Genomic DNA, 13,296 nt, shown 5'->3' on the forward strand with positions numbered 1-13,296 from the left:
CCCAGCTCCGGCGCCCGCGCCACCCCGAGGGCACCCCGCCCGGCCGCAACCGCGTCCACCTCATCCACGAGGACCTGGACGCGGAGATCGACCGGCTCCGGGCCGCCGGGCTGTCGTTCCGCGGCGAGGTCGTCCCGGGCCCCGGCGGCCGGCAGATCCTCCTCGAAGACCCCTCCGGAAACCTCGTCGAACTCTTCGAGCCCGCCACCCCGCACTGAACCACACCGGCCCGCGCGGAGGGCGCGCCCACTCGCGCCGGCACGGGCTCGCACGCGTTCGGTGGGTGGTGCGGGCTGACTTCTCATCCGTGGGGCCGCGCTCTCTACGCTGGGCCCATGAACCCACGACTCAGGGACGATCTCGCCGATTTGCCCGGACTGCTTCACGAGGTGCGCGAGCACGCCACCCGGTTCCTGGCGGGGCTTGGGGAGCGGCCGGTCGGGCCGCCGCCTACGCCGCAGGAGGCGGTCGCGTTGCCGGAGCGCGGGGCCGGGGCGAGGGGTGCGTTGGAGGTGTTCGAGCGGCGCTGGTCGGCCGGGTTCTCGGGTGGTGCCGGCCCCCGGTACCTGGGGTTCGTCGTCGGCGGCAGTACGCCGGCCGCGCTCGCCGGTGACTGGCTGACCGCCGCCTACGACCAGAACGCCGACAGCGGCGTCGACTCCTCGGCCGCCGATCTCGAACGCGAGACCGTCGGCTGGCTGCGCGACCTGTTCGGGCTGCCGGGCGCGCACGAGGGGGCGTTCGTCAGCGGCGCCACCATGTCGAACGCGACCGGCCTGGCCATCGGCCGCGAGTGGGCCGGGGAGCGGCGCGGCGTCTCGGTGGCCGAGCAGGGGCTGGCCGCGCTCGGGCCGGTGCGGGTGCTGTCCGGGACGCCGCACTCCAGCATCGGCAAGGCGCTGTCGATGCTCGGGCTCGGCCGTTTGGCGCTGCGCAGGGTCGGCGTGCTGCCCGGCAGGGAGGCGGTGGACGTACAGAGCCTCGAAGCGGCGCTGCGCGAGCTGGACGGCGAGCCCGCGATCGTGGTCGCGAACGCCGGCACGGTCAACACCGTCGACTACGACGACCTGCGGGCGATCGCCGCGTTGCGCGAGCGGTATCCGTTCTGGCTGCACGTGGACGCCGCCTTCGGCGCCTTCGCCGCGCTCTCGCCCGACCACGCCCACCTCGTGGACGGTCTGGGCGAGGCCGACTCGATCTGCCTCGACCTGCACAAGTGGCTGAACGTCCCGTACGACAGCGCCGCGCAGTTCACCCGCCGCCGCGACCTCCAGGCGCGGGTGTTCCAGAACTCGGCCGCCTACCTCGGCCCGCTCGGCGACCGGCCCGACTTCCTGCACCTCACGCCGGAGAACTCGCGGCGGCTGCGGGCCCTGGCGGCCTGGTTCACGCTGGCGGCGTACGGGCGGGAGGGCCACGCGGAGATCGTCCGGCGGGACATCGCGCTCGCCGCCCGCCTCGGTGAGCGTCTGGCCGCGATGCCCGCGTACCGGCTGCTGGCCCCGGTCCGGCTGAACGTCGTCTGCTTCACCCTCGCCGACGCCCCCGAACGCGCCGGCGAGGTGGCCCGCGCGGTCGCGGAGTCCGGCGAGGCGTTCGTCACCACCACCGAGTACGCGGGCGTCCCGGCCCTGCGGGCGGCGTTCTCCAACTGGCGCACGACCGAGGCCGACGTCGACCGCGCGGCCAAGGCCCTGGAACGCGCGGCCGGCTGAGCACGCAGCCCCGCTTCAGTCCCGCTGGACAGCGGCGGCGTGCGTACGGGCGCGCAGGCGCAGGATCACCATGGCCACCAGCGCCGCCGCGACCGACCCGGTCAGCACGGCCACCTTCACCTGCGCCACCTCCGCCGCACCGAAAGCCAGCTCCCCGATCAGCAGCGACACGGTGAACCCGATCCCGGACAGCACGGCGAGCCCCGCCATGTCGATCCACCCCAGCCCCTCGTCCAGCGTGGCGCGGCTGAATCTGGCCACCAGCCACGTCGCGCCCAGGATGCCAAGAGGCTTGCCGATGAGCAGCCCGGCCAGGATGCCGGCGGCGATCGGCTCGGTCAGCGTGCCGGCCAGCCCGCTCAGCCCGCCCAGCGACACCCCGGCCGAGAAGAACGCGAACACGGGCACGGCGACCCCGGCCGAGAGCGGACGGAACCGGTGCTCGAAGTGCTCGGCGAGCCCGGTCGCGTCCCCGCCTGGGCGCGCCGCGACGGGAACGGTCAGCGCCAGCAGCACCCCCGCCACGGTGGCGTGCACTCCGGAGGCGTGCACCAGGGCCCACGTGGCGAAGGCGAGCGGCAGCAGCAGCCACCAGGCCCGTACGCCGCGCCGTACCAGCACCGCGAAGACCGCCAGCGGGACGAGGGCCCCCAGCAGCGGCAGCACCGCGAGGTGTGCGGTGTAGAAGAGGGCGATGACGACGATGGCGATCAGATCGTCCACCACGGCCAGGGTCAGCAGGAAGGTCCGCAGCGCGTCGGGCAGGGAGCGGCCGATCACGGCCAGCACCGCCAGCGCGAACGCGATGTCGGTGGCGGTCGGGATCGCCCAGCCCTGCGCGCCGCCGGAGCCGCCGGCGATCGCGAGGTAGACCAGGGCGGGCACGACGACCCCGCCGAAGGCGGCGGCCACCGGCACCGCGGCCCGCCGCGGGTCGCGCAGGTCGCCCGCGACGAACTCGCGCTTCAGCTCCAGCCCCGCCACGAAGAAGAAGATCGCCAGCAGGCCGTCAGCGGCCCAGGTGGCCAGGTCGAGATCGAGGTGCAGCGCGGCGGGGCCCACCTCGAAGGCGCGCAGGTCCTCGTACGTCTGCGCCCAAGGCGAGTTGGCCCAGACGAGTGCGACGAGTGCGGCGGCCAGCAGCAGCGCGCCGCCGATGGTCTCCTTGCGCAGGATGCCGGCGATGCGGCGGGCCTCGGAACGGTAGAACAGATTCCGGGCAGGGCGGGATGGCGTGGTGGACGTGCCGGGCATGAAGCTCCGCTCGTGGTCGGGGAACAGGACGTACACTCGCCGACCAGGCTTCCCGGCACACCACCTAAAACCCTATCAAACTACGCAAACAACGCTCAGCCTCTGGAAAGGACGGCGTCCACCAGCGTGTCGGTGAACTCCTGCGTCACGGGCTGACCGGTGACCAGGACGCGGTAGTAGATCGGCCCCATGATCTGATCGACGGCCAGGTCGATGTCCATGCCGGGGTCCATGCCGGGGTCCATGCCGGGGTCCATGCCGGGGTCGAGGTCGCCACGGGTGAGCGCGCGTTCGAAGGGGAGCCGGTCGTAGCCGCGCTGCTTGCCGAGGTGCTCGGCCTGCAGCCGGGCGGCGAGCGCCGGGTCGTGCTGGGCCTGGGCGGTGAGGGCGCGGAACACGGCGCCGGCGTCGGAGGCGGTGAGGAAGGCGGCGACGTTGCGGGCATGGGTGCGCAGGTCATGCCGCAGGTCGCCGGTGTCGGACGGGATGAGCGCCTCGGCGGCGTCCTGGACGAAGGCGTCCATGAGGATGTCGTTCTTGGACGGCCACCAGCGGTAGATCGTCTGCTTGGCCACGCCCGCCCGCTCGGCGATGCCCTCGATGGTCAGGCGTGCGTATCCGACCTCCACCAGCAGGTCGTCGACCGCCTCCAGCACGCTCTGGCGCGCCTCCTCGCTGCGGCCGTACCGGTTGCCGCGGTGCTTCTGCGCGGTGCCGCCCATGGGCTCCCTCCTTCGACGCGTCCGACCTTAGCAGTTTGTCTAGACGCAACGGTGCGTCTACGGTAGGGGTCATGAACACATTGACGAAGCCGGAAACCGCTCGACTCCTCGACCGGCTGTTCGCCGCCGCCGACCGCGAAGAGGCCGACCCCGCCCCCTGGCCGCTCGACATCCCGTACGCCGAGGCGACCGCGCGGCAGCGCGCCGACGCGCTGGCGGGGGAGTACATGCCGATCTCCCGGGCGGGCGGTCGGTTGCTGTACGCGCTGGCGCGCAACGGCCGCCCCGAGACGATCGTCGAGTTCGGCACCTCGTACGCCATCTCCACCCTCCACCTGGCCGCCGCGGTCGCCGACAACGGCACGGGCCACGTCTGGACGACCGAGCTCAGCGACGTCAAGGTCAAGGCCGCGCGCGCCAACCTGGAGCAGGCAGGACTGGCCGAGCACGTGACGATCCTGTCCGGCGACGCCCTCGAGACGCTGGCCGAGGTGCCGGGGCCGATCGGCCTGCTGCTGCTCGACGGCTGGAAGGAGCTGTGCCTGCCGGTGCTGCGGCTGCTCGAAGACCGCCTGGCCCCGGGGGCGCTCGTGGTGGCCGACGACATCACGTTCGAGAGCATGGCCGACTACCTCGCCTACGTCCGCGACCCCGCGCACGGCTACGTCTCCGTCTCCTTCCCCGTGGAGGACGGCATGGAGATCAGCTGCCGACCCTAGCGCTTTGCCGATGTGGCAAACGGCTTTGCGAGTGACGCGCCGCCGCCCCGACCCTGGTCACGGAGCAACCCCTACCGACAGGAAGCCACAGTGAACAAGGACCGCGCACTGATCACCGCAGCGACCGCCGACCTCACCGGCCGGACGGCGCTGATCACCGGAGCCACCGCGGGCATCGGCCGCGCCACCGCCCTGGCTCTGGCCGGGCTCGGCGCCCGCGTCATCGTGCACGGCCGCGACCGCGAGCGTGCGGAGGCCACCCTGAGCCGGATCGAGGAGGCGGGCGGCTCGGCCCGCTTCGAACCAGCCGACCTCACACGGCCCGCCGAGGTGACGGCGCTGGCCGAACGCGCCGGGCACGTCGACATCCTCGTCAACAACGCCGGCGTCTTCCACTTCACCCACACCGCCGACACCGACCGAGCGACCTTCGACACGCACGTCGAGGTCAACCTGCGCGCCCCGTACCTGCTCGTCCAGGCCCTGGCCCCCGCCATGGCCAAGCGCGGGCACGGCGCGATCGTCAACGTCAGCAGCGGCGCCGCCACCACGCCCGGCCACGGCACCGGCGTCTACGGCGCCACCAAGGCCGCCCTGGAGTCCCTCACCAGGACCTGGGCGGCGGAGTACGGCCCGGCGGGCGTCCGGGTCAACGCCGTCGCGGCCGGCCCCACCCGTACGGAGGGGACGGCCGCGTTCGGCGACGCCTTCGAAGCCGCGGGACGATCGGTCGCCCTGGGACGCCTCGCGGACGCCGAGGAGATCGCCGCCGCCATCACCTTCCTCGCCTCCCCGTCCGCCGGCTACGTCAACGGCACCACCCTCAGCGCCATGGGCGGCCTGCCCGCCCACGGCTGACGCCCAGGAAAGGAGATGCGTGGGCGAAGGACAGCGGATCGCGTGAGTCAGGGCGTCGGCGAAGGCGGGCGCTGGAGGCGTCGAAGGCCAGATCGTCGGCGGTGGTGTGCAGGATGTCGCCGATCAGCACGGTTCAAGGGGTGTAGCGGTAGCCCATCCCGGGTTCGGTGATCAGGTGCCGGGGGTGCGCGGGGTCGGGTTCGAGCTTCTTGCGGAGCTGGGCCATGTACTGGCGCAGGTAGTGGGTCTCCTTGACGGCCTGGCTGCCCCAGACCTCGGTGAGCAGGTAGCGCTGGGGGATCAGCTTGCCGGGGTTGCGGAGCAGGATCTCCAGGATGTGCCACTCGGTAGGGGTGAGCCGGAGCCCGCCGGAGACGGTCTTGCCGGCCAGGTCCACCGTGTGCTCGCCGATGCTGATGCTGGCCGGCTCGGTGTCCTGGACGGTGGCGCGGCGGGAGACGGCGCGGATGCGGGCCAAGAGCTCCTCTATGCTGAACGGCTTCGTCACGTAGTCGTCGGCACCGGCGTCCAGAGCGTCGATCTTGTCCTGGTTGTCGGCACGTCCTGACAGGACGACGATGGGCACCCGGGTCCAGCCGCGCAGGCCGTGGATGACATCCGTCCCGTCGATGTCGGGCAGGCCGAGGTCGAGGACGACGAGATCGGGGTGCCACTGGGCGGCCTGGCGCAGCGCCGAGGAGCCGTCGGCGGCGACCTCGACCTCGTAGTGGCGGGCGGCCAGGTTGATGCGCAGGGCGCGCAGGATCTGCGGCTCGTCGTCGACGACGAGGATCTTGGTCATGACGGCTCCATCCTGCCGTGGACGGGCATGCTCACCATCATCGTCAGCCCTCCTCCCGGCGTCTCCTCGGGGGTGAGGGTGCCGCCCATGGCCTCGATCAGCCCGCGGGACAGCGCGAGGCCGAGGCCGACGCCGGTGCCGTTGTCGCGGTCGCCGAGCCGCTGGAACGGCAGGAAGACGCGCTCGCGGTCCTCGCGCGGGATGCCGGGGCCGCGGTCGATCACCCTGATCTCCACCTTGTCGTCGTGCCGGCTGCCCGTCACCAGCACCTTGGCTTCCGGCGGGTTGTGGCGGACGGCGTTGGCCATCAGGTTGACCAGCACCCGCTCGAGCAGCGCCGGGTCGGCGACGATGTCGGGCAGGCCGGCGATGACGTCCCCCTCGATGCGATCGCTCAGGGCGCCGAGGTCGTCCACGGCTCGGGGCACGACCTCCTCGAGCGCGACGGGTTGCAGCGACAGCCCGAGGACGCCGGCCTGCAGGCGGCTCATGTCGAGCAGGTTCTCCACCAGCCGGTGCAGCCGGGTCAGGGATTCGTCGGCGGTGGCGAGCAATTCGTCGCGGTCCTGCCGCGTCCAGGCCACCTCGTCGTTGCGCAGGCTCTCGACGGCGGCCTTGGCGGCCGACAGCGGGGTGCGCAGGTCGTGGCTGACGGCGGCCAGCAGGGCGGTGCGCATCCTGTCGGCCTCGGCCAGGGGTCCGGCCCGTTCGGCCGCCTCCTGGAGGCGCTCCTGGCGCAGGGCCACGGCGGCCTCGGCGGCGAACGCCTCCAGCACCCGCCGGTCGCTGGCATCCAGCAACCGGCCGCGGGCGGCGAGCACCAGGTCGTTTCCGATGGCGACGTCGGTGTCGGCCATGGCGGGCGTGGTGCAGGGGGCGGCGCCGGAGGTGGCGACGATCCGCCAGGCTCCGGGTGCGGACTGGTCGTCAGGGGTCGGTTCGCCGGCGCGTTCGAGCAGGGTGACCGAGTCGAGGCCGAAGGTCTCGCGCAGCCGTCCCAGGAGTGAGGGCAGCGCTGCCTCACCGCGCAGGACGTGACCGGCCAGTGTTGACAGGACCTCGGCGTCGGCGCTCGCGCGGGCGGCCTGCCGGGTACGCCGGGCCGCCACGTCCACGATCGTGCTGACGGCCGCCGCGACCAGGACGAACACCACCAGGGCGAACAGGTTCTCCGGCGCTGCGATGGTGAGCCGCCCGGTGGGCGAGGTGAAGAACCAGTTGAGCAGGAGCGAGCCGCCGACGGCGGCGACGATCGCCGGCCACATGCCGCCGATGAGGGCGACGCCGACGACCAGACACAGGAACAGCAGGATCTCGCTGGGCAGGGAGAGCACGTCGCGGAACGGGGACAGGGCGGCGGTCAGCGCGGGCATGCCGGTCATCGCCACGGCCCATCCGGCCAGCCGGCGGGTGCGGGTGAGGGCGGCGCGGCTGCGTTCCGGCCGCCGGCGGCCCCTCTTGGCCTCCTCGTGCGGGACCAGGTGCACGTCGATGGAGCCGGACAAGGAGGTGGTCTCCACTCCGACGCCGCGCGAGAGGATCTGCGCGAACCGTCCTCTGCGTGAGGCGCCAAGGACGAGCTGGGTGGCGTTGACGCCGCGGGCGAAGTCGAGCAGCGCCCGCGGGATGTCGTCACCGACGACCTGGTGGTAGCTGCCGCCCAGGTTCTCGGCGAGCGTGCGCTGCCTGGCCAGGTTCGCCGGGTCGGCGCCGGCCAGGCCGTCGGCGCTGGTGACGTGGACGGCCAGCAGGTCGGCGCCCTTGGTGCGGGCGGCGATGCGCGCGGCCCGCCGCACCAGCGTGTCGCCCTCCGGGCCGCCGGTCAGGGCGACCACGACGCGTTCGCGGGTCTCCCAGGTGCCCTCGATGCCGTGGTCGGCGCGGTAACGGCCGAGCTGGTCGTCCACCTTGCCCGCGACCCACAGCAGCGCGAGCTCGCGCAGCGCGGTGAGGTTGCCGACGCGGAAGTAGTTCGCCATGGCGGCGCTGACCTTCTCGGGCGCGTACACGTTGCCGTGCGCCATGCGGCGGCGCAGCGCCTCCGGCGACATGTCGACCAGCTCGATCTGGTCGGCGCGGCGCACCACCTCGTCCGGTACGGTCTCACGCTGCGGCACGCCGGTGATCTCCTGGACGACGTCGTTGACCGACTCCAGGTGCTGGATGTTCACCGTGGAGACGACGTCGATGCCGGCGTCCAGGATCTCGTCGATGTCCTGCCAGCGCTTGACGTTCTTCGAGCCCGGCACGTTGGTGTGGGCCAGCTCGTCGATCAGCGCCACCGCCGGCCCGCGCGCGATCACGGCGTCCACGTCGAGCTCGGTGAAGGTGGCGCCGCGGTGGACGACCGGCCTGCGCGCGATGATCTCCAGACCCTCCAGGAGATCGGCGGTGCGGGGACGGCCGTGGGTCTCGACCAGGCCCACCACCACGTCACGGCCGCGCTCCCGCGCGCGGCGGCCCTCACCGAGCATCGCGTACGTCTTGCCGACCCCGGGCGCCGCCCCGAGGTAGATCCGCAGCCGTCCCCTCATGTCACCTCCCGTCGAGTGCGAGGTTGAGTTCGAGCACGTTGACGGCGGGCTCGCCCATGAAGCCCAGCGCCCGGCCGGTGGTGTGCCGCCGGATGAGCCGTTCGACCTCGGCCCGGTCGAGCCCGCGCTCGCGGGCGACGCGGGGCGCCTGGAGCTCGGCGTAGGCGACGGAGATGTGCGGATCCAGCCCGGAGCCGCCGGCCGTCACCGCGTCGGCGGGGACCCGCACGGCGCTCACGTCACCACGGACGGGGACGGTGCGGCCGGCCGCGTAGTCCTCGCCCGGCCTGGCGCACTCCACCTTCAGTCCCCGGTACGTGCGCAGGAACGGGACGGCCGGGCAGGCTTGATTGACGCTGACGGCCCGGCCGGGGAAGACCTTGAGCACCGCGCCGACCCCGTCCGGGGTGCAGTACGGGCGGGCGCCGCTGACGCCCTCCAGCTCGCCGACCGCCTTGGAACGGGCGCAGACGCGAGTGAGCAGCGACGTCCTGCCCTGGTCCACGACGTCCTCGGGGCCCAGGTTGCTCGCCCCGGTCGAGGCCGGGTCATAGCCGGTCGCCGACGGGCGGGACTGGAAGTACGCGCGCAGCGGCGCACCGTCGGCGCCGGTGAAGGACTGGCCGATGAGCGAGCTGCCCACGGCCTTGCCGTCCTTGACGACGATCGAGCCGTCGGCGCGGTCGGCGGCCAGCGCCTGCGCGACGCCGGTGACGGCCAGCGGGTAGACGATGCCGAGCAGCATCGTCAGGACGGCCAGCGCCCTCAGCGCGGCCACGTGCAGGCGAACCCAGCTGGGCATACGGTCCATTTAACCCATCCCCGGGAGGAACTGAACGAGCAGGTCGACAAGCTTGATGCCGATGAAGGGCGTGACGATGCCGCCGAGCCCGTAGACGTACAGGTTGCGGCTCAGCAGCTTGGACGCGCCGGCCGCCCGGTATCTGACGCCTCTGAGCGCCAGCGGGATCAGGGCGACGATGACCAGCGCGTTGAAGATCACCGCGGACAGGATCGCGGACTGCGGGCTCGAGAGCCGCATGACGTTGAGCGCGTCCAGGCCCGGGTAGACCGCGGTGAAGACGGCCGGGATGATCGCGAAATACTTCGCGAGGTCGTTGGCGATCGAGAACGTGGTGAGCGCGCCCCGCGTGATGAGCAACTGCTTGCCGATCTCGACGATCTCGATGAGCTTGGTCGGGTCGGAGTCGAGGTCCACCATGTTCCCGGCCTCCTTGGCGGCGGACGTGCCGGTGTTCATGGCGACGCCCACGTCCGACTGGGCCAGGGCGGGGGCGTCGTTGGTGCCGTCGCCGGTCATCGCGACCAGCCGGCCGCCCTCCTGCTCCTTCCTGATCAGGGCCAGCTTGTCCTCGGGAGTGGCCTCGGCGAGGAAGTCGTCCACGCCGGCCTCGTCGGCGATGGCCCTGGCGGTCAGCGGATTGTCGCCGGTGATCATGACGGTGCGGATGCCCATGCGGCGCATCTCGGCGAAGCGTTCCCGCATGCCCTCCTTGACGACGTCCTTGAGGTGGATCACGCCGAGCACGCGGCCCCGCTCCGCGACCACCAGCGGGGTGCCGCCGGAGGCGGCGATGCCGTCCACCACGTGACCGACCTCCTCGCTCGGGTGGCCGCCGGCCTCGCGCACCCACGCCAGCACCGCGGCCGCGGCGCCCTTGCGCACCTGGCGGCCGTCCAGGTCCACGCCGGACATGCGGGTCTGGGCGGTGAACGGCACCCACGTGGCGTTCACCGTGTCGTCAGGACGCCGCTCGCGCAGGCCGTGGCGCCGCTCGGCGAACAGCACGATCGAGCGGCCCTCGGGCGTCTCGTCGGCCAGGCTGGACAGCCGCGCCGCCGCCGCCAGGTCGTTCGCGCCGATTCCGTCCACCGGGACGAACGCGGCGGCCTGCCGGTTGCCGAGGGTGATGGTGCCCGTCTTGTCCAGCAGCAGCGTGGACACGTCGCCGGCCGCCTCGACGGCCCGCCCGGACATCGCGAGGACGTTGCGCTGGACGAGCCGGTCCATGCCGGCGATGCCGATGGCCGACAGCAGCGCGCCGATCGTGGTCGGGATCAGGCAGACGAGCAGGGACACCAGCACGACGCCGGTGACGCCGTCGCCGTCGAGGGCCGGTGAGCCGGGAGCGCCCGGGTTGACGGACATGGAGTAGATGGCCGCCGGCTGCACGGTGACGGTGGCGACGAGGAAGATGATCGTCAGCGCGGCCAGGAGGATGTTGAGTGCGATCTCGTTCGGCGTCTTCTGCCGGTTCGCGCCCTCGACCAGGGCGATCATCCGGTCGATGAAGCTCTCGCCGGGCTTTTGGGTGATCCGGACGATGATGCGGTCGGACAGCACCTTGGTGCCGCCCGTCACGGCGGAGCGGTCGCCGCCGGACTCCCGGATGACCGGGGCGGACTCGCCGGTGATCGCCGACTCGTCCACACTCGCGATGCCCGCGATCACGTCGCCGTCGCCGGGGACGACCTCGCCGGCCTCGACGGTCACGTGGTCGCCCGGCCGCAGCTCGGTGGCCTGGACGACGTCCCACTCGCCGGGGTCGTCCGGGCTCTTGAGCCGGCGGGCCGTCGTGCCGGCCTTGGCCTTGCGCAGCGTGGCCGCCTGTGCCTTGCCGCGGCCTTCGGCCACCGCTTCCGACAGGTTCGCGAAGAGCACGGTCAGCCACAGCCACGCCACGATCGCCCAGGCGAAGAACGACGGGTCGGCGACGGCGAGGACGGTGGTGAGGACCGCGCCGGCCTCCACGACGAACATCACCGGGTTACGCCACAGCGTGGCCGGGTTGAGCTTGCGCAGCGCGTCCGGCAGCGAGGCGATCAGCTGACGGGGGTCGAGCAGGCCGCCGCCCGCTCTCTCCAGTACGGGAGCCGCCATGTCAGGACAGCCCTTCTGCCAGGGGCCCGAGCGCCAGGACCGGGAGGAAGGTGAGGGCGACCAGGACCACGGTGACGCCGATGACCAGGCCCACGAACTGCGGCCGGTGCGTCGGCAACGTGCCCGCGCCCTCCGCTACGGGCGCCTGCGCGGCCAGCGCCCCGGCCAGGGCCAGCACCAGGATGATCGGCAGGAAGCGGCCGAAGGCCATGCACAGGCCGAGCGCCACGTCGTACCAGGGGGTGCCGACCGTGAGGCCGGCGAAGGCCGAGCCGTTGTTGCCGGCGGCGCTGGTGAAGGCGTACAGGACTTCGGACAGGCCGTGCGGGCCGGTGTTCAGCATGCTCGCCCGTGCCCCGGCCGAACCCATCGCGACCGCCGTGCCGGCCAGCACCAGCACCGGCGTGACCAGGAAGTACAGCGAGGCCAGCTTGATCTCGCCGGCCCCGATCCGCTTGCCCAGGTACTCCGGGGTGCGTCCGACCATCAACCCGGCCACGAAAACCGTGATCACGGCCAGGACGAGCATGCCGTACAGGCCGGCGCCGGCCCCGCCGGGCGCGACCTCGCCCAGCATCATGTTCAGCAGCGTCATCATGCCGCCGAACGGGGTGAAGGAGTCGTGGAAGGAGTTCACCGCGCCGGTGCTCGTCAGGGTGGTGGCCGCGGCGAAGGTGGCCGAGTTCGCGACGCCGAAGCGCAGCTCCTTGCCCTCCATGGCGGCGCCGGCCGCCTCCGGCACGGTGGCGGCCCCGGACAGCTCGAAGACGGTCGTGAGCAGCACACTCGCCACGGCCAGCACGCCCATCACCGCCAGGATCGCGTAGCCCTGCCTGACCTGGCCGACCAGGCGGCCGAACGTGCGGGTGAGCGAGAACGGGATGACCAGGATCAGGAGGATTTCGAACCAGTTCGTCCAGCTTGCTGGGTTTTCGAACGGGTGGGCCGAGTTGGCGTTGTAGAAGCCGCCACCGTTGGTGCCCAGCTCCTTGATGGCCTCCTGGGAGGCGACCGGCCCGCCGGTGATCCGTTGCGTGCCGCCGGCCAGTGTGCTCACCTGCTGGACGTCCGAGAAGTTCTGCACCAGACCGGCCGCCACCAGCACCAGCGCGCCGGCGAAGGCGAGCGGCAGCAGGATGCGCAGCGAGCCGCGGACCAGGTCCACCCAGAAGTTGCCGATCGTGGCCGACCTGCGGCGGGCGAAGCCGCGTACCAGTGCGACCGCGACCGCCATCCCGGCCGCCGCCGAGACGAAGTTCTGCACCGCCAGCGCGGCCATCTGCGTCAGGTGGCCCATGGTGGACTCGCCCGAGTACGCCTGCCAGTTGGTGTTCGTGACGAAGCTGATCGCGGTGTTCCAGGCGATGTGGTCGGTCACCGGTTCCATGCCGAGGCTCAGCGGCAGCCTGTCCTGGAGGCGCTGGACGCCGTACACGACGAGGACCGAGACCAGCGAGAACGCCAGCAGAGCGCGCGCGTAGACAGGCCAGCTCTGCTCGGCGTCCGCCCGGACTCCCAGCAGGCGGTAGACGCCGCGCTCGACGGCGGTGTGCCGGGAGGTGGAGTAGACGCGGTACATGTGGTCGCCGAGCGGCTTCCAGGCCAGGGCCAGAGCGGCGATGAGGGAGGCGATGAAGAGCGTCCCGGCGAGGGCCGTACTCATCAGAAGCGCTCCGGGAACAACAGGGCCGCGACCATGAAGATCACGAGACCGGCGGCCACGACGAGACCGGTGGCGTTGACGGCGCTCACAGCCGCTCCACCGCCCGCACGACAAGCCCGAAGATCAC

The 13,296-nt window shown here is 72.4% G+C and carries 12 protein-coding genes; 4 read left to right on the top strand and 8 right to left on the bottom strand.

Translation table 11 applies throughout. The annotated features are described in order from the left end of the window. Positions 1-74: 74 nt before the first annotated feature. Together AB0K18_RS30725 and AB0K18_RS30730 are read left to right on the top strand one after the other, a co-directional pair. The gene (locus tag AB0K18_RS30725; RefSeq protein ID WP_364921188.1) at positions 75-218 is read left to right on the top strand and encodes a VOC family protein; all 144 of its coding nucleotides are present in this window, start codon (positions 75-77) and stop codon (positions 216-218) included. A gap of 117 nt (positions 219-335) precedes the next feature. Beyond that, positions 336-1,715, top strand: a complete 1,380-nt coding sequence (locus tag AB0K18_RS30730; protein ID WP_364921081.1) for a pyridoxal-dependent decarboxylase — start codon at positions 336-338, stop codon at positions 1,713-1,715. 15 nt (positions 1,716-1,730) lie between these two features. Here the strand turns inward: AB0K18_RS30730 and nhaA are convergent, their stop codons facing one another. Then, the gene (nhaA, locus tag AB0K18_RS30735; RefSeq protein ID WP_364921191.1) at positions 1,731-2,969 is read right to left on the bottom strand and encodes a Na+/H+ antiporter NhaA; all 1,239 of its coding nucleotides are present in this window, start codon (positions 2,967-2,969) and stop codon (positions 1,731-1,733) included. Between the two features lie 95 nt (positions 2,970-3,064). Further along, positions 3,065-3,691: a TetR/AcrR family transcriptional regulator gene (locus AB0K18_RS30740; RefSeq protein ID WP_364921084.1), complete on the bottom strand. Its 627-nt coding sequence runs from the start codon at positions 3,689-3,691 to the stop codon at positions 3,065-3,067. A gap of 71 nt (positions 3,692-3,762) precedes the next feature. On the opposite strand from AB0K18_RS30740, the gene AB0K18_RS30745 reads away from it, so the two are divergent. Together AB0K18_RS30745 and AB0K18_RS30750 are read left to right on the top strand one after the other, a co-directional pair. Next, positions 3,763-4,410, top strand: a complete 648-nt coding sequence (locus AB0K18_RS30745; protein ID WP_364921087.1) for a class I SAM-dependent methyltransferase — start codon at positions 3,763-3,765, stop codon at positions 4,408-4,410. A 90-nt stretch (positions 4,411-4,500) separates the two neighbouring features. Then, on the top strand, positions 4,501-5,268 hold the full coding sequence (locus AB0K18_RS30750) for an SDR family oxidoreductase (protein WP_364921089.1): 768 nt from the start codon (positions 4,501-4,503) through the stop codon (positions 5,266-5,268). Positions 5,269-5,401: 133 nt separating this feature from the next. Here the strand turns inward: AB0K18_RS30750 and AB0K18_RS30755 are convergent, their stop codons facing one another. From AB0K18_RS30755 to kdpF, 6 genes are read right to left on the bottom strand one after another with little or no spacing between them, the layout of a single operon-like run. Continuing rightward, positions 5,402-6,070: a response regulator gene (locus tag AB0K18_RS30755; protein WP_364921091.1), complete on the bottom strand. Its 669-nt coding sequence runs from the start codon at positions 6,068-6,070 to the stop codon at positions 5,402-5,404. Continuing rightward, positions 6,067-8,604, bottom strand: coding sequence for a DUF4118 domain-containing protein (locus tag AB0K18_RS30760; RefSeq protein WP_364921094.1), 2,538 nt, complete (start codon positions 8,602-8,604; stop codon positions 6,067-6,069). Before AB0K18_RS30760 ends, AB0K18_RS30755 begins: the two co-directional genes overlap by 4 nt. Position 8,605: 1 nt before the next feature. Beyond that, a complete protein-coding gene (locus AB0K18_RS30765; RefSeq protein WP_364921096.1) occupies positions 8,606-9,415 on the bottom strand; it encodes a potassium-transporting ATPase subunit C in 810 nt (269 codons plus the stop codon). Beyond that, entirely contained in the window at positions 9,416-11,506 is a 2,091-nt protein-coding gene (kdpB, locus tag AB0K18_RS30770; RefSeq protein ID WP_364921099.1) for a potassium-transporting ATPase subunit KdpB, read from the bottom strand. Position 11,507: 1 nt separating this feature from the next. Then, positions 11,508-13,169: a potassium-transporting ATPase subunit KdpA gene (kdpA, locus tag AB0K18_RS30775; RefSeq protein ID WP_364921102.1), complete on the bottom strand. Its 1,662-nt coding sequence runs from the start codon at positions 13,167-13,169 to the stop codon at positions 11,508-11,510. Next, positions 13,169-13,258, bottom strand: a complete 90-nt coding sequence (gene kdpF / locus AB0K18_RS30780; protein WP_364921105.1) for a K(+)-transporting ATPase subunit F — start codon at positions 13,256-13,258, stop codon at positions 13,169-13,171. The genes kdpA and kdpF overlap by 1 nt, the downstream gene beginning before the upstream one ends. Positions 13,259-13,296: the final 38 nt, after the last annotated feature.

The organism is Nonomuraea sp. NPDC049421 (genome assembly GCF_040677005.1).
Classification (GTDB): Bacteria; Actinomycetota; Actinomycetes; order Streptosporangiales; family Streptosporangiaceae; genus Nonomuraea; species Nonomuraea salmonea.

Excerpts from the sequence above, each read along its gene's own strand:
- AB0K18_RS30730 (WP_364921081.1), top strand. The coding sequence starts at position 336 with ATGAACCCACGACTCAGGGACGATCTCGCCGATTTGCCCGGACTGCTT.
- AB0K18_RS30745 (WP_364921087.1), top strand. The coding sequence starts at position 3,763 with ATGAACACATTGACGAAGCCGGAAACCGCTCGACTCCTCGACCGGCTG.
- AB0K18_RS30755 (WP_364921091.1), bottom strand. The coding sequence starts at position 6,070 with ATGACCAAGATCCTCGTCGTCGACGACGAGCCGCAGATCCTGCGCGCC.
- kdpB (WP_364921099.1), bottom strand. The coding sequence starts at position 11,506 with ATGGCGGCTCCCGTACTGGAGAGAGCGGGCGGCGGCCTGCTCGACCCC.
- AB0K18_RS30765 (WP_364921096.1), bottom strand. The coding sequence starts at position 9,415 with ATGGACCGTATGCCCAGCTGGGTTCGCCTGCACGTGGCCGCGCTGAGG.
- kdpA (WP_364921102.1), bottom strand. The coding sequence starts at position 13,169 with ATGAGTACGGCCCTCGCCGGGACGCTCTTCATCGCCTCCCTCATCGCC.
- AB0K18_RS30760 (WP_364921094.1), bottom strand. The coding sequence starts at position 8,604 with ATGAGGGGACGGCTGCGGATCTACCTCGGGGCGGCGCCCGGGGTCGGC.
- AB0K18_RS30740 (WP_364921084.1), bottom strand. The coding sequence starts at position 3,691 with ATGGGCGGCACCGCGCAGAAGCACCGCGGCAACCGGTACGGCCGCAGC.
- nhaA (WP_364921191.1), bottom strand. The coding sequence starts at position 2,969 with ATGCCCGGCACGTCCACCACGCCATCCCGCCCTGCCCGGAATCTGTTC.